This is a genomic window from Lelliottia sp. RWM.1, from assembly GCF_016859735.1.
GTDB lineage: Bacteria > Pseudomonadota > Gammaproteobacteria > Enterobacterales > Enterobacteriaceae > Enterobacter.
Window position 1 is genome coordinate 44,329 of the sequence record NZ_WLVC01000027.1, and the last position, 22,788, is coordinate 67,116.

Consider the following 22,788-nt stretch of genomic DNA (forward strand, 5'->3'; position numbering starts at 1 on the left):
AGAGGGTGCGATGAGAAATCTGCTTCAGATATTCATGGTAGTGTTGTTTCAGTCTATTGCTTGTTATCTGGCTGGATGGTTAGTTACGGAGGTGGTATTCATTGGTGCAACTGTGCTCTTATGGCAAGGATTGTTCATCTATTTGTTTTATAAAATATCTAAGAATAAAGGCAGTGTTGAACCCTACACATACAACAGGGTAGTTTGCTATGTGATAATGCCTATATGTTCACTGGCTCCTCCTCTTGTTACTTTTTTTGTATTCATTGTGGGTACATTGATGGATTTATATAAGGTTAGCGGGTGTATAAGCATCAAAGAGTGGCTTGAAAAAAACAAGGTAGATGGCGCCCACTCTATAAATAATGACTTTGAATCCGTGGACTTTGATAATGTTAATTATAATCCGGAAAGTAATTATCCAATGGGTTGGAAGCGTTAGATTGAGTTGTAGGATTTCATAGTCAGTTTCATGGTTGTGTATGGATATAATATTTAGTTTTATGGAGGTAAACAATGCGAGTGTTCTATGGGATGTTGGGAGTTTTTGTTTTCCTGTCGTGTACCTTGAGTGTAAGGGCTAGCGACGACTACTACACTAACTTAAAAAAAGATGCGAATTCTGGAAACGCATTAGCTCAATATAAGCTAGGTGCAATGTATTTGGTCGTATCTGGTGATTATAAAAAAGCTTTTTATTGGACTAATAAGTCGGCGATTCAGGGTAATTCAGATGCCCAAAATAACCTAGGTCTGCTCTATTATTATGGGCAAGGTGTTGATAAAAATATAAAAAAAGCAGGCTATTGGTGGGGGAAGGCAGCAGATGCAGGGAATGCATCTGCTCAGAATGACTTGGCAATGCTTTATAAAAATGGATTATTGAAAGATGCCCGTTGTGATAAAATAATGGATTTGCTTAACTCCTCAGCTCAAAAAGATTTTGAGTTGGCATATTTGAATATTGGAAACCTGTATTCTACAGGTGAGTGTGTTAATAGGGATATGCACGAGGCGGTGATCTGGTGGGAGAAAGCATCCATTAAAAATAACGGACAGGCTGAGTTTAATTTGGCAGGGGCTTATATGAGAGGTGATGGTGTATTTCCAGGTTCTGGAATGGCAGATATCTATTTGAAAAAATCATGCTCACATGGATATGCAGGAGCGTGTGATTTACTTAAAAAATAACATTCATTATTAATAATCTCCCCGCCTTTAGTTAAATGATGTCATCCTAGTGTTTTGTAACGGATGACATTAAATCAATTGCTTTCTGAAATCATGGTCGCTATACATATAGACCAACCTCTATGAGGCTAATATGAGTTTTAATGCTAAGGATATGACCCAGGGCGGTCAGATCGCGAGCATGCGTATCCGTATGTTCAGTCAAATTGCCAATATCATCGTGTACTGTCTCGTCATTCTCTTCGGCATCATTGTCGCGATTACGCTGTCGGTTAAACTGACCTGGCAGACGTTCGTGAACGGCATGGTTTATTACTGGTGTCAGACGCTGGCCCCCATGCGCGATATTTTTAAATCCCAGCCTGTCTATACCATCCGTTATTACGGCCATGAGCTGAAGTACAACGCGCAGCAAATACTGCAGGACAAATATATCCAGTGGTGCGCCGACCAGGTCTGGACGGCCTTTATTCTTGCTGCCATCATCGCGGCCGTGGTGTGCGTTATTACCTTCTTTGTCACCACCTGGATTCTGGGCCATCAGGGTAAGCAGCAGAGTGAGGACGAGATAACGGGAGGGCGCCAGCTGACTGACGACCCGAAAGCGGTGGCGAAAATGCTCAGGCGCGACGGTCTCGCATCCGACATCAAAATCGGTGAGCTGCCGCTTATTAAGGACTCGGAGATCCAGAACTTCTGTCTGCACGGTACCGTCGGGGCCGGTAAATCAGAAGTTATCCGCCGTCTGATGAACTACGCCCGCCAGCGTGGCGATATGGTCATCGTGTATGACCGCTCCTGTGAGTTCGTCAAAAGCTACTATGATCCGGCCACAGATAAAATCCTTAACCCGCTGGATGCGCGCTGCGCTGCATGGGACCTGTGGCGGGAGTGCCTGACGCAGCCTGACTTCGACAACGTTTCCAACACGCTTATTCCTATGGGCACGAAGGAAGACCCCTTCTGGCAGGGGTCGGGACGTACCATCTTTGCCGAAGCCGCATATCTGATGCGCAACGACAAGGACCGCAGCTACAGCAAGCTGGTCGACACGCTGCTTTCCATCAAGATTGAGAAGCTGCGCTCGTACCTGAAAAACTCCCCGGCGGCGAACCTGGTGGAAGAGAAAATCGAGAAAACGGCCATCTCCATCCGCGCCGTGCTGACCAACTACGTCAAGGCTATCCGCTACCTGCAGGGCATCGAAAATAACGGCGAGTCATTCACCATACGCGACTGGATGCGCGGCGTTCGTGAGGATGGTAAAAACGGCTGGCTGTTTATCTCCTCCAATGCTGACACCCACGCTTCCCTCAAGCCGGTTATCTCCATGTGGTTGTCCATCGCCATTCGCGGGCTGCTGGCGATGGGGGAAAACCGTAACCGCCGCGTGTGGATCTTCGCCGACGAGCTGCCTACCCTGCACAAGCTGCCGGACCTGGTTGAGATCCTGCCGGAGGCGCGTAAGTTTGGCGGCTGCTACGTCATTGGCATTCAGTCCTACGCCCAGCTGGAAGATATTTACGGGCAGAAGCCGGCGGAAACGCTGTTCGACGTGCTGAACACCCGTGCCTTCTTCCGCTCGCCGTCGCGCAATATCGCCGAGTTCGCCGCTGGCGAAATCGGTGAAAAAGAAATCCTCAAGGCGTCCGAGCAGTATTCCTACGGTGTGGACCCGGTACGCGACGGTACCTCGGTCGGCAAGGACATGGAGCGCGTCACCCTGGTGAGTTACTCCGACGTCCAGACGTTGCCGGATCTCTCCTGCTACGTCACGCTTCCCGGACCTTATCCTGCCGTGAAAATGGCGCTGAAGTATCAGCAGCGTCCAAAGGTGGCACCGGAATTCATTCCGCGCACCATCGACGGGAAAGCGGAGGAACGCCTGAATGCCGCGCTGGCTGCACGTGAACATGAATCCCGCAGCATCGCCATGCTCTTTGAACCGGATGCCGATGTTGTCGCGCCAGAGGGCGGTGCGGAGAATGTTGGTCAGCCACAGCAGCCACAGCAGCCACAGCAGCCACAGCAGCCACAGCAGCCACAGCAGCCACAGCAACTGACGCCCGCGCCCCGCGCTGCAGACGCGGCATCCGTAGCAGGTGCGGCAGGCGCCGGCGGTGTGGAGCCTGAGCTGAAGACAAAGGCGGAAGAGGCAGAGCAGCTGCCGCCCGGCATCAGTGAAAGCGGTGAAGTAGTGGATATGGCGGCATGGGAGGCGTGGCAGGCGGAGCAGGACGAACTGTCTCCTCAGGAGAGGCAGCGTCGTGAAGAAGTGAACATCAACGTTCACCGGGCGCCTGAAAAGGATCTTGAGCCGGGAGGATACATCTGATGATGAGCATCGGATCGGTAAAATCCGCCGGCAGCGCGGGCAATTATTACACCGACAAGGACAACTACTACGTTATCGGTAGTATGGGCGAGCGCTGGGCCGGAAAAGGGGCTGAAGCGCTGGGGCTCAGCGGCGGGGTGGACCAGAAGGTCTTTACGAAGGTTCTGGAGGGACGCCTGCCGGACGGCAGCGACCTCAGCCGGACTCAGGACGGGGCGAACAAACACCGTCCGGGCTACGACTTCACCTTCTCTGCGCCCAAAAGTGTCTCCGTGATGGCCATGCTGGGAGGCGACAAGCGTCTTATTGAGGCACACAACCGCGCGGTGGAGACCGCCATTAAGCAGATAGAGGCAATGGCCTCCACGCGGGTTATGACGGAGGGCAGGAGCGAGACGCAGCTGACCGGCAACCTGGTGATGGCGCTGTTTAACCACGATACCAGCCGCGACCAGGAGCCGCAGCTGCACACCCACGCGGTGGTGGCCAATGCCACTCAGCATGGCGATGAGTGGCGAACGCTCAGCAGCGACAAAGTGGGTAAAACCGGGTTTATTGAGAATATCTACGCCAACCAGATTGCCTTTGGCCGCCTGTATCGTGCCGCGCTGAAGGATGACGTCGCGGCGATGGGCTATGAGACTGAGACGGTCGGCAAACACGGCATGTGGGAGCTGAAGGGCGTACCGACGGAGCCGTATTCCAGCCGCAGCAGGACCATCAGCGAGGCGGTCGGGGATGACGCGTCCCTGAAGTCCCGCGACGTGGCGGCGCTCGATACCCGCCAGTCGAAGCAGAAGGTTGACCCCGAACAGCGCATGGCCGAGTGGATGCATACCCTGAAAGAGACGGGGTTTGACATTAAAGCCTACCGTGAGGCGGCAGACCTGCGGGTTGTGCAGGGGAATATTCCCGCAACGACGCCTGAAGCCATTGATATTAACAGCAGCGTCGGGCAGGCCATCGCGATGCTGAGCGACCGGCGGGCGCGGTTCACGTATTCCGAACTGCTGGCCACCACCCTCGGGCAGCTGCCCGCGCGGTCGGGCATGGTGGAGATGGCGCGTGACGGCATCGATGCGGCGATAAAAAATGAGCAGCTCATCCCGCTGGATAAAGAGAAGGGGCTGTTTACCTCGAACATCCACGTGCTGGATGAGCTGTCGGTGTCGGCGATGACCCGCGATTTACAGCGGACGGGGCAGGCCGACATTTTTCCGGATAAAAGCGTGCCCCGCAGCCGGTCATACAGCGATGCCGTGAGTGTCCTGGCCCAGGACCGTCCGCCGGTGGCGATCATTTCGGGTCAGGGCGGGGCGGCCGGCCAGCGTGAGCGCGTGGCGGAGCTGACGATGATGGCGCGCGAACAGGGGCGTGACGTGCAGATTATCGCCGCCGACAGGCGTTCGCGCAGCGCCCTTATGCAGGATGAGCGCCTCAGCGGCGAGCATATCACCGACAGGCGGGGGCTGACGGAGGGCATGGCCTTTACGCCCGGCAGCACGCTGATTGTGGACCAGGGGGAGAAGCTGACCCTGAAAGAAACGCTCACGCTGCTCGACGGTGCGCTGCGCCATAACGTCCAGCTGCTGATTGCCGACAGCGGCCAGCGCACCGGGACCGGCAGCGCCCTCACCGTCATGAAGGAAGCGGGAGTGAGCACGCTCGCGTGGCAGGGCGGTGAGAAGACGCAGGTCTCGGTTATCAGCGAGCCTGACCGGCGGCAGCGGTATGACCGCCTGGCCGCTGACTTTGCCCGAAGCGTCCGCGCAGGTGAACACAGCGTGGCGCAGGTCACCGGTCCGCGCGAGCAGGCGGTGCTCGCAGGCGTAGTCCGCGAGGCGCTTAAGGCGGAAAAGGTGCTGGGCGAGCGGGAGGTCAGTATCACCACGCTGGAGCCGGTCTGGCTCGACAGCCGCCATCAGCAGGTGCGCGACCACTACCGGGAGGGGATGGTCATGGAGCGCTGGAATGCCGAAGAGCGCAGCCGGGAACGCTTTGTCATTGACCGCGTGACGGGCCGCAACAACAGCCTGACGCTGCGCAACGCCCAGGGTGAGACGCGGGTGACCCGCCTGTCTGAACTCAACAGCAGCTGGTCGCTGTACCGCACCGGCACGCTGCAGGTGGCCGAAGGCGACCGTCTGGCAGTGCTGGGTCAGGCGCAGGGGACGCGGCTCAGGGGAGGCGATACGGTGACCGTTAAGGCGCTCGGGGAGGCGGGGCTCGTCGTCAGCCTGCCGGGGCGTAAGGCGGACGTGGTCCTGCCCGCCGGCGACAGCCCGTTTACCGCCGCGAAGGTGGTTCAAGGCTGGGTGGAGTCGCCGGGCCGCTCGGTGAGCGACAGCGCCACGGTTTTTGCCTCGCTGTCGCAGCGCGAGCTGGATAACACCACGCTGAACAAACTGGCGCTCAGCGGCCGGGCGGTGCGGCTCTATTCCGCGCAGACGGCGCAGAAAACGACGGAGAAGCTGTCGCGTCAGTCTGCCTGGAGCGTCGTGTCCGAACAGATTAAGGATGCGGCGGGGCATGACAGGCTCGATGATGCCCTGGCGCACCAGAAGGCCGGTCTGCACACGCCGGAGCAGCAGGCTATCCATCTGGCCATTCCGGTGCTGGAGGGGAACGGCCTGGCGTTCACGAAGCCGCAACTGATGGCCGCCGCGAAAGAATTTGAGCAGGACAGCCTCAGCCTGCAGGCCATCGAAAAGGAAGCGGACCGTCAGGTGCGCAGCGGCGACCTGCTGTCGGTGCCGGTATCGCCGGGAAACGGCCTGCAGCTGCTGGTCTCACGCCAGTCGTACAACGCTGAAAAAAGCATTATCCGCCACGTCCTTGAGGGAAAGGAGGCCGTCACCCCGCTGATGGATAAGGTTCCGGACGCGCAGCTGGCGGGCCTGACCGACGGGCAGCGGAACGCCACGCGCATGATACTTGAATCCCCCGACCGCTTTACCCTGGTGCAGGGCTACGCCGGGGTGGGTAAAACCACCCAGTTCCGGGCAGTCATGTCGGCCATCGGCACGCTGCCGGAACGGGAGCAGCCGCGCGTTATCGGCGTGGCCCCCACCCACCGGGCGGTGAGCGAGATGCGCGATGCGGGCGTGCCTGAAACGCAGACGCTGGCGGCCTTTATTCACGACACGCAGCAGCAGCTGCGCGGCGGCGAACGAACGGACTTCAGCAACGTGCTGTTTCTCGTGGATGAAAGCTCAATGGTCGGTAACGCCGACATGGCGAAGGCGTACAGCCTGATTGCCGGGGGCGGGGGGCGCGCGGTCTCCAGCGGGGATACCGACCAGCTGCAGTCCATTGCCCCGGGCCAGCCCTTCCGCCTGCTGCAGAAGCGCAGCGCCATTGACGTGGCGGTGATGCAGGAGATCGTCCGCCAGACGCCGGAACTAAAACCTGCCGTCTACAGCCTGATTAGCCGCGATATCGGCAGCGCCCTGACGACCATTGAGAGCGTGGCGCCGGCACAGGTGCCGCGCAGGGCGGATGCCTGGCAGCCGGACAGCTCCGTCATGGAGTTCAGCCGCGAACGGGAGGAGGCCATTGCGAAAGCCGTGGCGGCCGGCGACCTGATGCCCGGCGGGCAGCCCGCGACGCTGCTGGAGGCCATCGTGAAGGACTACACGGGGCGCACGTCAGAGGCGCAGGCGCAGACCATCGTTATCACCGCCCTGAACGCCGACCGCCGCCAGGTGAACGCCATGATTCATGACGCCCGTCAGGGTGCCGGCGAGGTGGGCGAAAAAGAGGTCACGCTGCCGGTTCTCACGCCTGCCAATATCCGCGACGGGGAGCTGCGGCGCATGGCAACGTGGGAGGCATCCCGCGACAGCCTGGTTCTGCTGGACAGCACCTATTACAGCATTGAGGCGCTGGACGGGGAGGCGCACCTGGTGATGCTGAAGGATGCGCAGGGCAACACCCGCAGCCTGTCGCCCGCGCAGGCGGCGACAGAGGGCGTCACGCTCTACCGTCAGGACACCATTACCGTGTCGGAAGGCGACCGGATGCGCTTTTCGAAAAGCGACAACGAGCGGGGCTTCGTGGCCAACAGCGTCTGGTCGGTCAGTGAGATAAAAGGTGACAGCGTCACGCTGTCGGACGGGAAACAGACCCGTACGCTCACGCCGTCAGCCGAGCAGGCAGAGCAGCACATCGACCTGGCCTATGCCGTCACCGTTGAAGGCTCACAGGGTGCGAGCGAGCCCTTCTCAATCTCCCTGCAGGGTACGGACGGCGGACGTAAGCGGATGGTGAGCTTCGAGTCAGCCTACGTGGCGCTGAGCCGCATGAAGCAGCACGCGCAGGTCTATACCGACAACCGGGATAAGTGGGTGGCCGCGATGGAAAAATCGCAGGCGAAAAGTACGGCGCATGACATTCTGGAGCCGCGCGGCGACCGCGCCGTCGCGAATGCCGCCCGCCTGACGGCGACGGCAAAAGCGCTGGGTGAGGTGCCTGCCGGTCGCGCCGCGCTGCGCCAGGCCGGGCTGCAGCCCGAGGGCTCGATGGCGAAATATATCTCGCCGGGGCGTAAATACCCGCAGCCGCACGTGGCGCTCCCGGCCTTCGACCGCAACGGCAGGAAGGCGGGCGTCTGGCTGAGCGCCCTGACGTCCGGAGACGGGCAGCTTAAGGGGCTCGCTGGTGAAGGCCGGGTGATGGGCAGCGGGGACGCGGCGTTTGCGGGTCTGCAGGCCAGCCGTAACGGCGAGTCGCTGCTGGCGCGGGATATGGAAGAGGGCGTGCGGCTCGCGAGGGAGAATCCGCAGAGCGGCGTGGTGGTGCGGCTCGAAGGCGAGGCGCGACCGTGGAACCCCGGCGCCATTACCGGCGGTCGGGTCTGGGCCGACGGCCTGCCCGATGCCACTGGTACGCAGCCCGCAGAAACGGTGCCGCCGGAGGTGCTGGCACAGCAGGCCCGGGAGGCTGAGGTGCAGCGGGAGCTGGATAAGCGTGCCGAAGAGGCGGTCCGCGAGATGGCCCGCAGCGGCGACAGGCCGGCCGGAGGGGCTGACGTCGCCGTCCGGGATGTGGTGCGGGATATGGATCGGATAAAAGAAACGCCGGCATCTCCCCTCACGCTGCCGGATGCGCCGGAAGAACGCCGCCGGGATGAGGCGGTGTCTCAGGTGGTGCGCGAGAGCGTGCAGCGGGACCGCCTGCAGCAGATGGAGCGCGAAACGGTGCGAGACCTTGAGCGTGAAAAGACCCTGGGAGGCGACTGATATGCGCGCTGAAAACCATCAGCTCTTCCCCCTTGTGGTGGTGGCCGACTGCTGGCTGCAGCGTCTGCTTGTGTGGACGCCGGGCCAGACCGACCTTATCAAAACCGTGGCGCTGCTGCTGATGGTGGCCGACCACATCAGCATGCTGTGCGGACTGGATAATGACTGGCTGCGTCTTGCCGGTCGGGGAGCGTTTCCGCTCTTTGGCCTGGTCTGGGCCATGAACCTCGCCCGCCATCCGCAGATTCAGCAGCGCGCCCTGAACCGGCTCTGGATATGGGCCGGGGTGGCGCAGGGCGGCTGGATACTGGCCGGGCTGCGCCCGGACCTGGGCAATATTCTGTTTGCCTTTGCGGTCAGCGGACAGGCACTGGCGATGATGCAGCGGCACGGGCCGCGCACGTGGCCGCTCTCCCTGATGCTGGTTCTGGCCTGGCTGCCGTTTTCGGCGGGAAGCTACGGGCTGGCGGGGGTAGTGATGCTGATGCTGGCCTGCGGCGTATGTATGACGGGCCGGCGCACCACGCGCACGGGGCTGGCGCTGTGTCTGGCACTGGCGATACTCGCGCTGAATGCCGCGGACAGCCCCGCCTTTGCCATCGCGGGTCTGGTAATACCCGGCGTTACCCTGACGGTGCTGAGCCGGACCTGTTGCCGCGTGCCGAGGTTCTGGCCGCGCGAATTTTTCCCGCTGTTCTACGCGGTGCACCTTGCCGTCATCGGACTGATGGTGATGTGATATCTGCCGTGTCAGAATAGGGTCAGTCAGGGGAGTATACGTGAAACAGATTTATCCGGAGGCAGGATGACAGAGCAGGGGCGCCCCACGCTGACGCTGCGCCGCAAAGCGGAGCCAGAAGGTCAGCGTGCCGTAAGCAACAGTGAACCGGACGGTGCGGGTCCGGGCCGGGTCACGCGTAAAAAGACCGAGGTGGTGAACACGACGCCTGCCTGGAAGGTCAGGAAGCAGGCGGTGGATGAGAGCGCGAAAAAGGCGCAGGCGGACGAGAAGGCCGCCAGAAAAGCAGAGAAAGCCCGGCAGTGGGCTGAGCGACAGGCCCAGGAGAGGGAGGCCATGCGGGCGGCCAGGCGCAAACCTGCCCCGGAACCGGTGTACCGGAAGGTCATGCCGCTTGCGGACGCGCTCGCGCTCCTGAAGCGTTGCTGGCCAGCCCTGGTGACGGACGGCCAGCCGCAGCTCCTGGCGGTCAACATCCGGGAGGCAATGGTCAATGACATTCGCCGGCGCGGGCTGGAGATTTCCGTGAAGACGCTGAAACGCTGCCTTGCCGCCGTCACCCGCTCGGATGCGTATCTGGGCGCCATGACGGTGGGCGCGTGGCGTAAAAACCTTGCCGGTGAACCGGTCGCAGCGGTGAGTGCGGAGGAGGCGGCGTATGCCGTGGAGCGCAGGGCTCAGGAGCACGCTAAACGACAGCGCAGGGCGGTTAGAAGCGTCGCCACCCGTGCACGGAACGAACTGATAACAACCGAGAAGAGAAAAACACAGGATGAACATGAATAAAACCCTTTCAGTCATGCTTGCCGCAGGCCTTCTGGTCTCCGGCGTGGCGGGGGCAGCAGAGAAACCTGCCGTTGCCTTTACCCCGGAACAGGAAGCCCGCATTGGTGAAATCGCGAAAGACTACCTGCTGGCTCATCCGGAAGTGCTGGTTGAGGTCAGCCAGAAGCTGCAGGCCCAACAGCAGGAGAAGCAGCAGCAGGCGATGACGGCCGCCGTGGTTCAGAATCAGGCAGCGCTGCTGAACGATAAAGGCACACCATCATATGGTCCTGCTGATGCGAAAGTGACGGTCGTTGAATTCTTTGATTACCAGTGCATCTACTGTGCCCGCCTGGCGCCGGAACTGGAGAAGGTAATAAAAGCTAACCCGGACGTGCGCTTTGTGTTCAAGGAATTCCCGATATTTGGCCAGCGCTGGCCGGCGTCGCTCAGTGCGGCGAAAACCGGGCTTCAGATCTGGAAGCAGAAGGGGGCCGATGCTTACCTTAACTATCACAACGCGATTTACGCTACCGCCCACAACGAGGGTAAGCTGACCGATGCTGATATCAGCGCGGCCGCAAAAGCCGTGAAGTTCGATGCGAAAACAGCCCCAGATGTTCAGGGGACCCTGGATGGCATAAACACACTTGCGCAGCAGCTGGGCTTCAGCGGTACCCCGGCCCTGGTGGTTCTCCCGTCAGCCGGCGCCAGTGCTGATAACGTGACGGTTATTCCGGGATACACCAGCGCGGAGGCCCTGCAGCAGGCCATCAGTCATGCTGCCGGTGATACCAAAAAATAATCAGGCGTCCGCCAACTGATACCGCTAAAAGAGACTGACGCCTTCGCCGTGCTCAGTTGTCCAACCCCGGAGAAGGGTAAAAGCAAGTTTTCCCCGTCTCCGGCGTTTCTGGTTAACACATCCGAACAGTATTTCTGAGGTTATTTAATGCGTAAGTTCACCTTTCGCCAGCTGGCCGTGTCCGGTCTGGTATGTCTTTCGCTGAGCTGTATTCAGCCCGCAGCAGCGGCATCCTCCGTTCAGGTCGGCTTTTCACCTGAAGGCAGCGCGTTGCAGCTGGTCCTTAAGACGATTGAGTCAGCACAGCAGGAAATTCGGCTGATGGGCTACTCATTTACGTCTCCGGAGGTGGTTAGTGCGCTTGTCAGGGCAAAACGTCGTGGTGTGGATGTGAAGATAGTGCTTGATGAAAAGGGCAACCGGAGCAAAGCCAGCCAGGCGGCGATGAACATCGTGGTGAACGCGGGAATTCCGCTGCGCACCAACGGTCGCTACGCCATCATGCATGACAAAGTCATTATTGTTGATAATCATACAGTTGAGGCTGGTAGCTTTAACTACACTCGCTCTGCTGCATCGCGGAATAGCGAGAATGTGCTGGTTATTAATGAGGTGCCGGAAGTGGCACAAACCTACCTTCAGCACTGGCAGTCGCGCTGGGACGGAGGAACGGACTGGCATTCTTCATACTAAGTCGCATCGTCATTTGATCCGCAATCTACATCTATCCTGGTGAACCATGCGCCAACATGGCTCACACCTTCGCGTAAAGTTAAGTCGCTGATTTCAGATATCTGTAGTATTCTCTGCAAACGATCCAAGTTTGATCCTTGAGGAGGCAGAGATGTCGCAGATCGAAAATGCAGTAACTTCCTCATCGAAAGAAAAGCGTTCTTACCGAAAAGGTAAGCCGATGTCGGCGAGTGAAAGACAGCTTGCCGCGATTGCGCGTAAACGTGAAACACATAAAGAAGTGAAGGTTTTTGTTAAAAATCCTCTTAAAGATTGGATGATTACGATCTGTGAAGAGGAAGGGCTCACTCAAGCTCAGTTTATTGAGACCTTACTCGAACGTGAACTTTCTGAACGCGGCGTTCTCGATGTAAAGACTTCACATTCTTGAACGTTTTCTCATTGGATGCTAGATTACTGATCGTTTTAGTGAATTCTTGGTTGGCCACGCCATAAGGTGGCAGGGAACTGGTTCTGATGAGGTGTCTACCCGGGACCAGAAAAGCAAAAACCCCGATAATCTTCACCAGGTTTGGCGACTAAGAGAAGATTAACGGGGCCTACTTAAACTGTATAGAAGCTGTTGCTCTATGCAGGGAGTATAGTTTTATGCTCAGAAAACTGCAATACCCGTTTCTGTGCCATTTACTCCTTCCGTGCAACATAAGTGCGGGAAGGTGTGACTGACGCCCAGACCCTGTTCTCCCATTACCGTCAGGTCAAAAACCCGAACCCGGCATTCACGCCGCGTGAAGGCAAAAAGACACTGCCGTTCTGTCGTAAGCTGATGGCGAAAGCCGAAGGCTTCACGTCCCGTTTTGACTTTTCCATCCATGTGGCGTTCTTACGCTCGCTGGGTAAACGTCACCGGATGCCGCCACTGTTGCGCCGCCGGGCCATCGATGCCCTGCTCCAGGGGCTGTGTTTCCACTATGACCCGCTGGCCAACCGCGTTCAGCGCTCCATCACCAATCTGGCCATCGAGTGCGGTCTCGCCACCGAGTCGAAAAGCGGTAATCTGTCCATCACCCGCGCCACGCGGGCGCTGACGTTTATGGCGGAGCTGGGGCTGATTACCTATCAGACCGAGTATGACCCGCAGATTGGCTGCAATATCCCGACCGATACCACCTTCACGCCGGCACTGTTCTCCGCGCTCGACGTCTCTGACGTGGCCGTTGTGGCCGCGAGGCGCAGCCGTGTGGAATGGGAGAATCAGCAGCGTAAGAAGCAGAACCTGAAGCCGCTGGAGATGGACGGGCTGATAGCGAAGGCCTGGCGGTTTGTGCGCGAACGGTTCCGCAGCTACCAGTCCGAACGTAAACAGCATGGCCTGAAGCGCGCCCGCGCCCGACGTGACGCGGACAGAGCCCGTAAGGACATTGTGACGCTGGTGAAACAGCAGCTGACGCGTGACTACGCCAAAGGGCGTTTCGTCGGCGACAGGGATGCTCTCCAGCGTGAGCTGGAGCGGCGCGTGAAAGAGCGCATGCTGATGTCGCGTGGTAACAACTACACGCGGCTGGCCACCGTCCCCATATAACCCTTCCTGTGTGAAAAATCCGGCTGGCGCCGGAGGGTTTCGCACGTCTGCAGTCCATCGTTGACGGTTTTCTGCACGAAATGACGGCCGTCCTTCCTGACATTCACCCCATTCCGCCATCAGAATGGCCAGAAATTGCATCAGAGTGGCCACATCTCGTCGCCAGATTCAGTTACCCACAAATAACTGCAAGGGACCTTTCCATAAGGTTACAACCGTTATGCTTACAGAGCGCCAGCCGACCTGATTTCAAAGTGCGTGGTTTCCTTTAAAAACCTGCTCTGTACTTCTTTTAAATATCTTTTATTTCATTCATATAAATATATAACCTGTTCGTCGCCTGACCTGTGGACAGGCTCCTGAAAATGCCCGCCCTTGCAGCGGACTCACGTCCGCGCCGGTTCGGCAACTGCCTAAAGTAGCTCCCATCGCTACGCGACGGGCCCCGGCACGGCACATATAGTTACAACATTCAAAATACTCACTCAAAAGCAGGAACAGTGCCTGCCTGAACCCTCACAGCCCCTCCCCACCACTGAAAAGCGAGGCCGCCCCGGGCCGAAGGCCCGGAACAACGTCGCTTTTAATGATGGGTGTTGTAACTAACCTTCTTCATCGCTTTAGGTGGAGCTGCGGTGAGTTTCTGAGTACACGCTCGTAAGCGGCCCTGACGGCCCGCTAACGCGGAGATACGCCACGGCTACGGCTTACGCCTTGCCGGGACCACTCCGACCGCGTACAGAGGCATCTGAGACGTTTTTAGCGGGTATAGCTTTGCAGCTACCGTGTTAAGTTCCCTGGTGTCGCTGAGATAGTTGATGAACATCCCCCTAAGCGTCAGCAGCAAGCTGCCGCCGCTAAGGCCCCGGAAATCACGCCCTTTACGTCGTAAACGCCGTAAAGCCCGCTCACCGGGGTTAAAAGGGATTACTTTGACTTCTTCATTGCTGTTAGCGGGTTAAGGCTAATCAGGGCAGGGGGTAGGGTGGCAGAATTTATAGCCCGGCAACCGGCTACGCCGGGCTTTCGGCGCCATTTGACTCCACAGACACATGTAACCTCATCTGGCGCCTCCATGCCGCTGACGCGGCATCCAGAAGTTTCCCGATGCTGTAAGTCTTAACGTCTGCTTTGTGCCAAAAGCGGAAGTAACTAACAGCAGTCTGTGTGAAAATACGGGGAGCAGGTTAAAGGTGCCTGGCCGTTGTTGAGGTGGAGTTGCAGGGCCGCACCTTCTATATCCTAGAAGTCGATACATCTGACGGTGTTTGTTCTCTATCAACTTTGCTATTACGGCTGAAGTCGCCTCTGGATTGGCCCAAGCAGCTTACGCTGTTGGCAGAAGAGTTAACCCAGAAATCACTGCACTGGCCAAATCAGCGGTTAAAAATGCTCTGCGGCAAGGATGGCTATTCCGGCATTCCTCACCCGCAGACCAAATCCGTGGATAAGGGCAAGTTGCATGAGGAGTCGATAGAGCACTGGGCGGCAAGATTTCACAGTTGGATGACATCAATCTAACGTATTGAAGAGATTTAATACAAGACGAACTATGTCTACGTTTGAGGCTTTATATCTTGTTGTTATAGTAAAGATGGTGCATGATTGTAATCAATTTGATGATAACAATAGCGCTATATGGATCACATCACTACATTCTCCTTTCATTTCATAGCTGCGGCACATGATTAGTTCTCCCTCTAAACGGGTCGAGGATTTGAGCCTTGCCCAGCGCGAGCGGCTGGCCTACATCGACTTCCAGCTCTACTTCTTCGGTGATATTGGGCGCCCAGACCTGATTGAGCGCTTCGGTGTGGCGCCGGCAGGGGCAACTCGCGATCTGGCTCTTTACCGGGAAATCGCACCGCAGAACATTGAATTCGATGGTAGCAACAAGATCTACCGCATAGGCAAGGCGTTTGTTCCAATTTTCGAGCACTCGACGCAACGTGTTTTGTCGACACTCGCGCTTGGGTTTGGAGATGGTGTGAACGTCGACTCGCGGCCGCTGCTGCCATGCGAGTCTCCAGTGGCTTTGAGCTGCCCACGGATGGATGTGCTGGCCCCAATCTGCCGGGCTATCCACGCCAAGCGGCCAGTAGCCATCCGCTACCACTCAATGAGCAGCGGTGAGACCGAGCGGATCATTGTGCCCTTTGCGCTGGTCGATACCGGCCTGCGCTGGCACGTCCGAGCTTTTGATCGCAAGAGTGGCGAGTTCCGCGACTTCGTTGTCACCCGCATTGAAGCGCCTATCCTGCTTGATGAAGAACCCAAGGCTAACGAGCGTTCGGACAACGACATTCAGTGGACTCGGATCGTGGAGTTGGACTTAGTGCCTCATCCGCGCTTTGCGCGTCCCGAGGTCATCAAGATGGACTACGGGATGACCAACGGGTCGATCAAGATGCGCGTGCGGGCTGCTGTTGCGGGCTACATGCTGCTGCACTGGAGCGTGGACTGCTCGCCTGACCATCGCCTCAAAGAAGAACAGTATCGCCTATGGCTTAGCGATCCGCTGGTGCTGTACGGAGTCGAGAGCGCCAAGCTGGCTCCAGGATACCAAGCCCTGAGCAGTTCCAAGGGATCATAGGAAAGAGGAAAACAATGGCCAAGACACTTGAAGCCCACGACAAACTGATCCGCGAGATCTTCGAAGGCAGCTACCAGTTCGAGATTCCGGACTACCAGCGTCCCTATGCCTGGACAACCGAGCAGGCCACAGAGCTGTTCGATGATCTGCACTCGGCGATGCTGGATGCGCGTGTCTCCGGTGCAACCAGCCAATACTTCCTCGGCAGTATCGTTCTGATCAAGAACGACCGAGAGCCCAAATCGTCGGTGGTCGATGGCCAGCAGCGCCTGTCGACGCTGACGATGCTGTTTGCAGTGCTGCGCGAGGCCATGCCGCACGCAGCCGACGACATCACCGATTTCCTCTACAAGAAGGGCAAGGTCAGCCTCGGCGAGAAAAATGAATACCGCCTGACCGCCCGCGAGGAGGATGTCGACTTCTTTCGCACCAACATTCAAGAGCCGGGCGGCATCGCACAGTTGGTCACTAGCACCGACAAGCTGGAAGACAGCCGACTTCGATACCGCGAAAACGCCATGCTGCTGCTTGCCAAAGCCAAGGCGCTACCGCCCGCCGATCTGATCGCACTGTGGCAGTTCCTGGCCAACAACTGCTCGCTGGTTGTTATCTCCACGCCCGATCTTGAAGCTGCCTACCGCATCTTTTCCGTGCTCAATAATCGGGGGCTTGACCTCGCGCCTATCGACATCATCAAGGCGCAGGTTCTGGGCCTAATCCGCACCACGGCAGGCGACATTAAGAGTCGGGTCTATGCCAAGGAGTGGAGTCGCATCGAAACCTCACTGGGCCGTGACGCCTTTGGTGATCTGTTCGGTCACATCCGTAGCATCTATGCGAAGAAGAAGCAGAAGTACATTTTGGTCAAGGAATTCCAAGAGCACGTCACCGAGTACAATAACCCTATCGCCCTGATCGACTCCGTCATCAAACCTTATGCAGAAGTATGGGACTTCGTGCGCGACGCTGACTTTGAGGCGACCGAGCACGCCGAGACGATCAACGAGCACCTGTTCTGGCTCAACCGCGTGGACTTTAAGGACTGGGTACCCCCGGCACTGGTGTATTTGGGGTCTGAGGGCCAATGGAACGAAAACGTACGCTAAGGAAATAACCAATTGTTATAATTGATATTATTCATTCTTCTCTATGAACTGAAAGCCCGCACTAAGCAATGTTTTAGCCTCAAATGACTTTTTTACCTACCCAACTAACGTAACGATCGCACATCAGGTCGTTTTTCAACCGCATAGTGACACCTGCACTCACATGCGAGAAAACACATATGATTTTGACTTCTTGTTTTGGTGGAGAGACAATACCCATTCATAGCAGGAGTACATAATGCCAGAAATTGCATCCCTACAACTTTTCAAAATACTATCTGATGAAACCCGCCTGGGTATCGTGCTACTGCTCAGGGAGATGGGGGAGCTGTGCGTATGCGATCTCTGCACAGCGCTGGAACAATCACAACCCAAGACCTCCCGCCATCTGGCGATGCTTCGGGAAAGTGGCCTGTTGCTGGATCGCAAGCAGGGGAAATGGGTTCATTATCGCTTATCCCCGCATATTCCTTCCTGGGCTGCCCTGGTGATTGAGCAGGCCTGGTTAAGTCAACAGGACGACGTACAGGCCATCGCCCGTAAGCTGGCATCGGCCAACTGCTCTGGCAGCGGTAAGGCTGTTTGTATCTAAAAATTTTGCCTGTACATATATGTTTTTACGAATATGAGGTGTTAAAGATGAAAATGTTAACGGTGTTTGATCCGGCGATGTGCTGCAGTACCGGCGTTTGTGGTTCAGATGTCGATCAGGTTTTGGTCAATTTTTCTGCTGATGTGCAATGGCTGAAAGGGCGTGGGGTTCAGATCGAACGTTATAACCTGGCGCAGCAGCCTATGAGCTTCGTTGAGAACGAAAAAGCGAAAGCATTCCTTGAGGCTTCTGGAGCTGAAGGGCTTCCGCTGCTGTTGCTTGATGGTGAAACGGTGATGGCCGGGCGATACCCAAAACGCGCTGAACTGGCTCGCTGGTTTGGTATACCGCTGGAAAAGGTGGGTTTAGCTTCCACCAGTTGCTGTGGTGGTAAAACTTCCTGTTGTTGAGTATGTCAGGAGGACATATGAAATTCTTAGAGAATATCCCGTCTTACCTGTTTTTCACCGGTAAGGGAGGTGTAGGCAAAACTTCGATTTCCTGCGCAACGGCTATACGTCTGGCTGAACTGGGAAAGCGTGTTCTGCTTGTCAGTACCGACCCGGCTTCCAATGTCGGTCAGGTATTCGATCAGACTATCGGTAACACTATCCAGCCCGTGACTGCTGTGTCTGGTCTTTCGGCTCTGGAGATTGACCCGCAGGACGCCGCCCAGCAATACCGCGCCAGAATCGTTGACCCTATTAAAGGTCTTTTGCCTGATGACGTTGTTAACAGCATCAGTGAACAGCTTTCAGGAGCTTGTACGACAGAGATCGCTGCATTCGACGAGTTTACTGGCTTACTGACTGACGCTTCTCTGCTGACCCGCTTTGATCACATCATTTTTGATACTGCCCCAACTGGCCACACTATTCGCCTTCTTCAGCTTCCCGGAGCCTGGAGCAGCTTCATCGAAAGTAACCCGGATGGTGCTTCCTGTCTTGGTCCAATGGTTGGGCTGGAAAAACAACGCGAGCAATATGCTCATGCGGTTGAGGCATTATCCGATCCTGAACGAACTCGCCTTGTGCTGGTCGCGCGATTGCAAAAATCAACACTGCAGGAAGTCGCTCGTACTCATGACGAATTATCAGCTATTGGCCTTAAAAATCAGTATTTAGTCATTAACGGTGTCCTGCCTGCGAGCGAAGCAGAACGTGATGCACTGGCCGCTGCAATATGGCAACGGGAGCAAGAGGCGCTGGCAAATCTTCCTGCCGGGTTATCTGATTTGCCGACAGACAACTTATACCTGCAGCCGCTGAACATGGTTGGTGTATCCGCATTGAAAGGCCTGCTCAACGAACACGCTGAGATAACATCGCTTCCTGAACAAAGCCCACAGAACAAGCCAGAGAATATGTCGTTGTCTGTCCTGGTTGATGATATCGCCCGCAGTGAACACGGTTTGATTATGCTGATGGGCAAAGGTGGTGTGGGCAAAACCACAATGGCTGCGGCTATCGCCGTCAGTCTGGCGGATAAGGGTTTTGATGTGCATCTCACCACCTCAGATCCTGCTGCACATCTCAGTACAACGCTCAATGGCAGCCTCAAAAATCTGCAGGTCAGCCGAATCAACCCTCACGATGAAACTGAACGCTATCGTCAGCATGTTCTTGAGACGAAAGGCAGGGATCTGGATGAGGCTGGGAAACGGCTGCTCGAAGAGGATTTACGTTCTCCTTGCACAGAAGAGATTGCGGTGTTCCAGGCGTTTTCACGCGTAATTCGTGAAGCTGGCAAACGGTTTGTGGTCATGGATACGGCACCTACCGGGCATACGCTATTACTGCTTGATGCTACCGGGGCTTATCACCGTGAGATTGCCAGGAAGATGGGGGATAAAGGTCATTTTACCACTCCGATGATGCAGCTTCAGGACCAGGAACGTACCAAAGTTTTGCTGGTCACTCTGCCTGAAACCACACCTGTACTGGAAGCGGCAAACCTGCAGTCCGATCTTGAACGTGCGGGGATTCATCCCTGGGGCTGGATTATCAATAACAGCCTTTCGATTGCACAGACGCAATCGCCGCTGCTTTGCCAGCGCGCCCTACAAGAGCGTCCTCAAATCGAGGTTGTGAAAAACCAGCATGCAAGCCGCATAGCGTTAGTACCGGTAATGGCTGCAGAGCCCACTGGCATCGAGAAACTCAGAGAGCTGGTTGTTTAATTTTTTTTGTATATACAGGGCGGCAAAGCCGTCCTGTCTGGAGGATTTATGTTACTGGCAGGCGCTATTTTTGTCCTGACCATCGTTTTGGTTATCTGGCAACCGAAGGGATTAGGGATCGGCTGGAGTGCGACGCTGGGCGCGGTACTGGCGCTGATCTCTGGCGTAGTCCATTTTGGTGATATCCCTGTAGTGTGGAATATTGTCTGGAATGCGACGGCGACCTTTATTGCCGTGATTATTATCAGCCTTCTGCTCGATGAATCGGGCTTTTTCGAATGGGCGGCGCTGCACGTTTCACGTTGGGGTAACGGTCGCGGGCGTTTGCTGTTTACCTATATCGTTTTGCTCGGCGCAGCGGTGGCGGCACTGTTTGCCAACGATGGTGCGGCATTGATTCTGACGCCAATTGTTATCGCCATGCTGCTTGCATTAGGTTTCAGCAAAGGCACTACGCTGGCATTTGTCATGGCCGCCGGGTTTATTGCCGATACGGCCAGTCTGCCGCTTATCGTGTCCAACCTGGTTAACATCGTTTCTGCAGACTTCTTTGGGCTGGGTTTCACTGAGTATGCGTCGGTAATGGTGCCGGTGGATATCGCAGCCATTATCGCCACGCTGGTGATGCTGCATCTGTTCTTCCGCAAAGATATTCCGCCAACTTACGACCTGGCTCTCCTGAAAGCACCGGCAAAAGCGATTAAAGATCTGGCAACCTTCAGAACCGGCTGGATAGTGTTGATCCTTCTTCTGGTTGGCTTTTTCGTCCTTGAGCCGTTGGGTATCCCGGTCAGTGCGATTGCTGCTGTAGGGGCTGTCATTCTGTTTGCGGTGGCGAAGCGAGGCCATGCCATTAACACTGGCAAAGTGCTTCGCGGTGCGCCATGGCAGATCGTCATATTCTCTCTGGGAATGTATCTGGTGGTCTATGGTCTGCGTAATGCCGGACTAACAGAATACCTCTCCGGTGTGTTGAACGTGCTGGCAGATAAAGGACTTTGGGCCGCGACGTTTGGTACTGGCTTCCTGACGGCTTTCCTCTCTTCCATCATGAACAATATGCCTACCGTGCTGGTTGGTGCTCTCTCTATTGATGGCAGCACTGCAACAGGCGTTATCAAAGAGGCGATGATTTTTGCCAACGTGATTGGCTGCGATCTTGGACCGAAAATTACACCTATTGGTAGCCTGGCAACGTTGCTCTGGCTGCATGTCCTTTCACAGAAGAACATGACCATCACATGGGGATACTATTTCCGCACCGGGATCGTCATGACTCTGCCTGTGCTGTTTGTAACGCTGGCCGCGCTGGCGCTACGTCTCTCTTTCACTTTGTAATGAGATACTGATATGAGCAACATCACCATTTATCACAACCCAGCCTGCGGCACGTCGCGTAATACGCTGGAGATGATCCGCAACAGCGGTATCGAGCCGACCGTTATTCTTTACCTTGAGACTCCACCTTCACGCGATGAGCTGCTCAAACTCATTGCGGATATGGGCATTTCCGTCCGGGCTTTGCTGCGTAAGAACGTCGAGCCGTATGAGGAACTGGGTCTTGCAGAAGATAAATTTACTGACGACCAGCTCATCGACTTTATGCTACAGCATCCGATTCTGATCAACCGTCCGATCGTAGTGACGCCACTGGGAACTAAACTTTGCCGTCCTTCAGAGGTTGTTCTCGATATCCTTCCAGATGCCCAGAAAGCGGCTTTCACCAAGGAAGACGGTGAAAAAGTCGTTGATGATTCAGGTAAAAGACTGAAATAAAGACGAAGGGGGCATTTGCCCCCTTCATTATTACTTCGCCATTTCTTCCAGCAGGTCAATACCAACCGGCTCTTCGCTCTGTAGCGCTGTTAATGCAATACGCTTTGCATACTGCTCTTCCACATCAGAGATGAGAGGCAGCTCGCGGTTCGCCCTGATCTTCAGGAAAGGCGAAGACGGTTGAGCAGCTGCCAGGCTGTTATTAACGACCCATGCCCACGGCTCGATGCCAGCTCGGCGTAGATCCTGCTGCAGGTTAGCGGCTTCCAGTACAGGTGTCGTTTCGGCAAGCGTCACGATAATCACCTTCGTCTTCTCCGGGTCTGCTGCTTTTTCGCTATCACCTGTCTTCGATGTCAGAAAGCGAGAGAATTCGGCTTCATGCTGTCGCCAGAACACACTCATGCAATTGTTGAATGCCTTTACATCACTCATGTTCGTCCTCAAATTTTGCTCAGATTAACCCGGCTCTCATCTTCCAGAATTTTATAAACAGTGGAACGGGCAATACTGAGCCGGCGGGCAATATCTGTTGCACCAGTTCCCTGCTGATGAAGTGCCAGTACACTATTTCTGTCGATGATGCGCTTTCGGCCAAACCGGATACCTTTCAGCCTGGCCTCCTGCCGTCCTTCGTTCGTACGCTCCAGAATCCTCCTGCGTTCGGCCTGGGCTACAGCTGAAAGAATGGTCACAACCATTTTCCCCATTTCACCGTCGGTGCTGATCCCGTCGTCTATGAATCGGACCGCGACTCCCTGAGCGTCGAATTCTTTTATCAGTTGGATCATATCGGCAGTGTCGCGGCCAAGCCGGTCGAGTTTCTTCACCAGGATGACGTCACCTTCCTCCACCTTCATTCGCAGCAGATCCAGTCCTTTCCTGTCGGTAGAACTGCCGGATGCTTTGTCGGTAAATATGCGACTGGCTTTCACCCCCGCCTCTTTAAGCCCCTTGATCTGAATATCGAGGGACTGCTGGCTTGTTGATACCCGTGCGTAACCAAAAAGTCGCATAAAAATGTATCCTAAATCAAATATCGGACAGTGGGTGTCTGTTATAACAAAAAATCGATTTAATAGACACCTAGACAACACCATTTTAGTGTGTCCGAGAATTTATAACATTTCGTACGGTTGGAAAAATGTTACTAAATGCCCGTCAGGCAGGGAGGCCGATATGCCCGTTGACT

The 22,788-nt window shown here is 56.1% G+C and carries 21 protein-coding genes and 1 pseudogene; 19 read left to right on the plus strand and 3 right to left on the minus strand.

Going from position 1 to position 22,788, the window contains the following annotated elements; all coding sequences use genetic code 11:
• Positions 1-10 precede the first annotated feature (10 nt).
• The 9 genes from GF617_RS17765 (at position 11) to GF617_RS17805 (ending at position 12,198) form a co-directional block, all read left to right on the plus strand.
• Positions 11-442 carry an entry exclusion protein gene (locus GF617_RS17765; RefSeq protein WP_114191414.1) on the plus strand — a complete coding sequence of 144 codons (432 nt, stop codon included), beginning with the start codon at positions 11-13 and terminating at the stop codon, positions 440-442.
• A 74-nt stretch (positions 443-516) separates the two neighbouring features.
• Entirely contained in the window at positions 517-1,191 is a 675-nt protein-coding gene (locus tag GF617_RS17770) for a tetratricopeptide repeat protein (protein WP_008324909.1), read from the plus strand.
• A 133-nt stretch (positions 1,192-1,324) separates the two neighbouring features.
• Positions 1,325-3,526, plus strand: a complete 2,202-nt coding sequence (traD, locus tag GF617_RS17775) for a type IV conjugative transfer system coupling protein TraD (RefSeq protein WP_023307203.1) — start codon at positions 1,325-1,327, stop codon at positions 3,524-3,526.
• Positions 3,526-8,766 (plus strand): conjugative transfer relaxase/helicase TraI, encoded by a 5,241-nt coding sequence (traI, locus tag GF617_RS17780; protein WP_023307204.1) that lies wholly within the window; start codon positions 3,526-3,528, stop codon positions 8,764-8,766. Before traD ends, traI begins: the two co-directional genes overlap by 1 nt.
• Before the next feature lies 1 nt (position 8,767).
• The gene (gene traX / locus GF617_RS17785; RefSeq protein WP_203452183.1) at positions 8,768-9,505 is read left to right on the plus strand and encodes a type-F conjugative transfer system pilin acetylase TraX; all 738 of its coding nucleotides are present in this window, start codon (positions 8,768-8,770) and stop codon (positions 9,503-9,505) included.
• Between the two features lie 66 nt (positions 9,506-9,571).
• Positions 9,572-10,291, plus strand: coding sequence for a fertility inhibition protein FinO (gene finO, locus GF617_RS17790; protein WP_203452184.1), 720 nt, complete (start codon positions 9,572-9,574; stop codon positions 10,289-10,291).
• On the plus strand, positions 10,284-11,075 hold the full coding sequence (locus GF617_RS17795) for a DsbA family protein (RefSeq protein WP_008324924.1): 792 nt from the start codon (positions 10,284-10,286) through the stop codon (positions 11,073-11,075). The genes finO and GF617_RS17795 overlap by 8 nt, the downstream gene beginning before the upstream one ends.
• Before the next feature lie 147 nt (positions 11,076-11,222).
• The gene (locus GF617_RS17800) at positions 11,223-11,768 is read left to right on the plus strand and encodes a phospholipase D family protein (RefSeq protein WP_008324931.1); all 546 of its coding nucleotides are present in this window, start codon (positions 11,223-11,225) and stop codon (positions 11,766-11,768) included.
• 151 nt (positions 11,769-11,919) lie between these two features.
• Complete coding sequence (locus GF617_RS17805; RefSeq protein ID WP_008324932.1) at positions 11,920-12,198, plus strand: replication regulatory protein RepA; 279 nt, start codon at positions 11,920-11,922, stop codon at positions 12,196-12,198.
• A 35-nt stretch (positions 12,199-12,233) separates the two neighbouring features.
• On the opposite strand, the pseudogene GF617_RS27450 reads toward GF617_RS17805, so the two are convergent.
• Positions 12,234-12,337, minus strand: a pseudogene (locus GF617_RS27450) (replication protein RepA).
• A gap of 79 nt (positions 12,338-12,416) precedes the next feature.
• Between GF617_RS27450 and tap the strand changes: the two are divergent.
• From tap to arsC, 10 genes are all read left to right on the plus strand, one after another.
• Positions 12,417-12,494: a RepA leader peptide Tap gene (gene tap / locus GF617_RS17810; RefSeq protein ID WP_011201829.1), complete on the plus strand. Its 78-nt coding sequence runs from the start codon at positions 12,417-12,419 to the stop codon at positions 12,492-12,494.
• Complete coding sequence (gene repA, locus GF617_RS17815; protein WP_203452185.1) at positions 12,475-13,350, plus strand: incFII family plasmid replication initiator RepA; 876 nt, start codon at positions 12,475-12,477, stop codon at positions 13,348-13,350. The genes tap and repA overlap by 20 nt, the downstream gene beginning before the upstream one ends.
• A gap of 1,197 nt (positions 13,351-14,547) precedes the next feature.
• The gene (locus GF617_RS17820; protein ID WP_157843664.1) at positions 14,548-14,871 is read left to right on the plus strand and encodes a Tn7-like element transposition protein TnsE; all 324 of its coding nucleotides are present in this window, start codon (positions 14,548-14,550) and stop codon (positions 14,869-14,871) included.
• A gap of 163 nt (positions 14,872-15,034) precedes the next feature.
• A complete protein-coding gene (locus tag GF617_RS17825) occupies positions 15,035-15,943 on the plus strand; it encodes a WYL domain-containing protein (RefSeq protein ID WP_032676764.1) in 909 nt (302 codons plus the stop codon).
• 14 nt (positions 15,944-15,957) lie between these two features.
• Entirely contained in the window at positions 15,958-17,049 is a 1,092-nt protein-coding gene (locus GF617_RS17830) for a DUF262 domain-containing protein (protein ID WP_239006528.1), read from the plus strand.
• A 238-nt stretch (positions 17,050-17,287) separates the two neighbouring features.
• Entirely contained in the window at positions 17,288-17,641 is a 354-nt protein-coding gene (gene arsR / locus GF617_RS17835; protein WP_001114073.1) for an As(III)-sensing metalloregulatory transcriptional repressor ArsR, read from the plus strand.
• Positions 17,642-17,688: 47 nt separating this feature from the next.
• On the plus strand, positions 17,689-18,051 hold the full coding sequence (gene arsD, locus GF617_RS17840) for an arsenite efflux transporter metallochaperone ArsD (RefSeq protein WP_000783215.1): 363 nt from the start codon (positions 17,689-17,691) through the stop codon (positions 18,049-18,051).
• A gap of 17 nt (positions 18,052-18,068) precedes the next feature.
• Positions 18,069-19,820 (plus strand): arsenite efflux transporter ATPase subunit ArsA, encoded by a 1,752-nt coding sequence (gene arsA / locus GF617_RS17845; protein ID WP_114191456.1) that lies wholly within the window; start codon positions 18,069-18,071, stop codon positions 19,818-19,820.
• A gap of 48 nt (positions 19,821-19,868) precedes the next feature.
• Positions 19,869-21,158: an arsenite efflux transporter membrane subunit ArsB gene (arsB, locus tag GF617_RS17850; protein ID WP_000922630.1), complete on the plus strand. Its 1,290-nt coding sequence runs from the start codon at positions 19,869-19,871 to the stop codon at positions 21,156-21,158.
• Positions 21,159-21,170: 12 nt separating this feature from the next.
• Positions 21,171-21,596 carry a glutaredoxin-dependent arsenate reductase gene (gene arsC, locus GF617_RS17855; RefSeq protein ID WP_000065758.1) on the plus strand — a complete coding sequence of 142 codons (426 nt, stop codon included), beginning with the start codon at positions 21,171-21,173 and terminating at the stop codon, positions 21,594-21,596.
• A 30-nt stretch (positions 21,597-21,626) separates the two neighbouring features.
• Here arsC and GF617_RS17860 read toward each other — a convergent pair whose 3' ends face one another.
• Both GF617_RS17860 and GF617_RS17865 read right to left on the minus strand, forming a co-directional pair.
• Complete coding sequence (locus tag GF617_RS17860; RefSeq protein WP_004118313.1) at positions 21,627-22,031, minus strand: ArsA-related P-loop ATPase; 405 nt, start codon at positions 22,029-22,031, stop codon at positions 21,627-21,629.
• A gap of 8 nt (positions 22,032-22,039) precedes the next feature.
• Positions 22,040-22,612 (minus strand): recombinase family protein, encoded by a 573-nt coding sequence (locus GF617_RS17865; protein WP_001556711.1) that lies wholly within the window; start codon positions 22,610-22,612, stop codon positions 22,040-22,042.
• Between the last annotated feature and the right edge of the window lie 176 nt (positions 22,613-22,788).

What these genes read in the sequence shown, in the direction of transcription:
- GF617_RS17825 (WP_032676764.1), top strand. Translation starts at nt 15,035, where the DNA reads ATGATTAGTTCTCCCTCTAAACGGGTCGAGGATTTGAGCCTTGCCCAG.
- GF617_RS17830 (WP_239006528.1), top strand. Translation starts at nt 15,958, where the DNA reads ATGGCCAAGACACTTGAAGCCCACGACAAACTGATCCGCGAGATCTTC.
- GF617_RS17770 (WP_008324909.1), top strand. Translation starts at nt 517, where the DNA reads ATGCGAGTGTTCTATGGGATGTTGGGAGTTTTTGTTTTCCTGTCGTGT.
- arsC (WP_000065758.1), top strand. Translation starts at nt 21,171, where the DNA reads ATGAGCAACATCACCATTTATCACAACCCAGCCTGCGGCACGTCGCGT.
- arsB (WP_000922630.1), top strand. Translation starts at nt 19,869, where the DNA reads ATGTTACTGGCAGGCGCTATTTTTGTCCTGACCATCGTTTTGGTTATC.
- arsD (WP_000783215.1), top strand. Translation starts at nt 17,689, where the DNA reads ATGAAAATGTTAACGGTGTTTGATCCGGCGATGTGCTGCAGTACCGGC.
- GF617_RS17800 (WP_008324931.1), top strand. Translation starts at nt 11,223, where the DNA reads ATGCGTAAGTTCACCTTTCGCCAGCTGGCCGTGTCCGGTCTGGTATGT.
- finO (WP_203452184.1), top strand. Translation starts at nt 9,572, where the DNA reads ATGACAGAGCAGGGGCGCCCCACGCTGACGCTGCGCCGCAAAGCGGAG.
- traX (WP_203452183.1), top strand. Translation starts at nt 8,768, where the DNA reads ATGCGCGCTGAAAACCATCAGCTCTTCCCCCTTGTGGTGGTGGCCGAC.
- GF617_RS17805 (WP_008324932.1), top strand. Translation starts at nt 11,920, where the DNA reads ATGTCGCAGATCGAAAATGCAGTAACTTCCTCATCGAAAGAAAAGCGT.
- GF617_RS17860 (WP_004118313.1), bottom strand. Translation starts at nt 22,031, where the DNA reads ATGAGTGATGTAAAGGCATTCAACAATTGCATGAGTGTGTTCTGGCGA.
- traI (WP_023307204.1), top strand. Translation starts at nt 3,526, where the DNA reads ATGATGAGCATCGGATCGGTAAAATCCGCCGGCAGCGCGGGCAATTAT.
- traD (WP_023307203.1), top strand. Translation starts at nt 1,325, where the DNA reads ATGAGTTTTAATGCTAAGGATATGACCCAGGGCGGTCAGATCGCGAGC.
- arsR (WP_001114073.1), top strand. Translation starts at nt 17,288, where the DNA reads ATGCCAGAAATTGCATCCCTACAACTTTTCAAAATACTATCTGATGAA.
- GF617_RS17865 (WP_001556711.1), bottom strand. Translation starts at nt 22,612, where the DNA reads ATGCGACTTTTTGGTTACGCACGGGTATCAACAAGCCAGCAGTCCCTC.
- tap (WP_011201829.1), top strand. Translation starts at nt 12,417, where the DNA reads ATGCTCAGAAAACTGCAATACCCGTTTCTGTGCCATTTACTCCTTCCG.
- GF617_RS17795 (WP_008324924.1), top strand. Translation starts at nt 10,284, where the DNA reads ATGAATAAAACCCTTTCAGTCATGCTTGCCGCAGGCCTTCTGGTCTCC.
- arsA (WP_114191456.1), top strand. Translation starts at nt 18,069, where the DNA reads ATGAAATTCTTAGAGAATATCCCGTCTTACCTGTTTTTCACCGGTAAG.
- GF617_RS17765 (WP_114191414.1), top strand. Translation starts at nt 11, where the DNA reads ATGAGAAATCTGCTTCAGATATTCATGGTAGTGTTGTTTCAGTCTATT.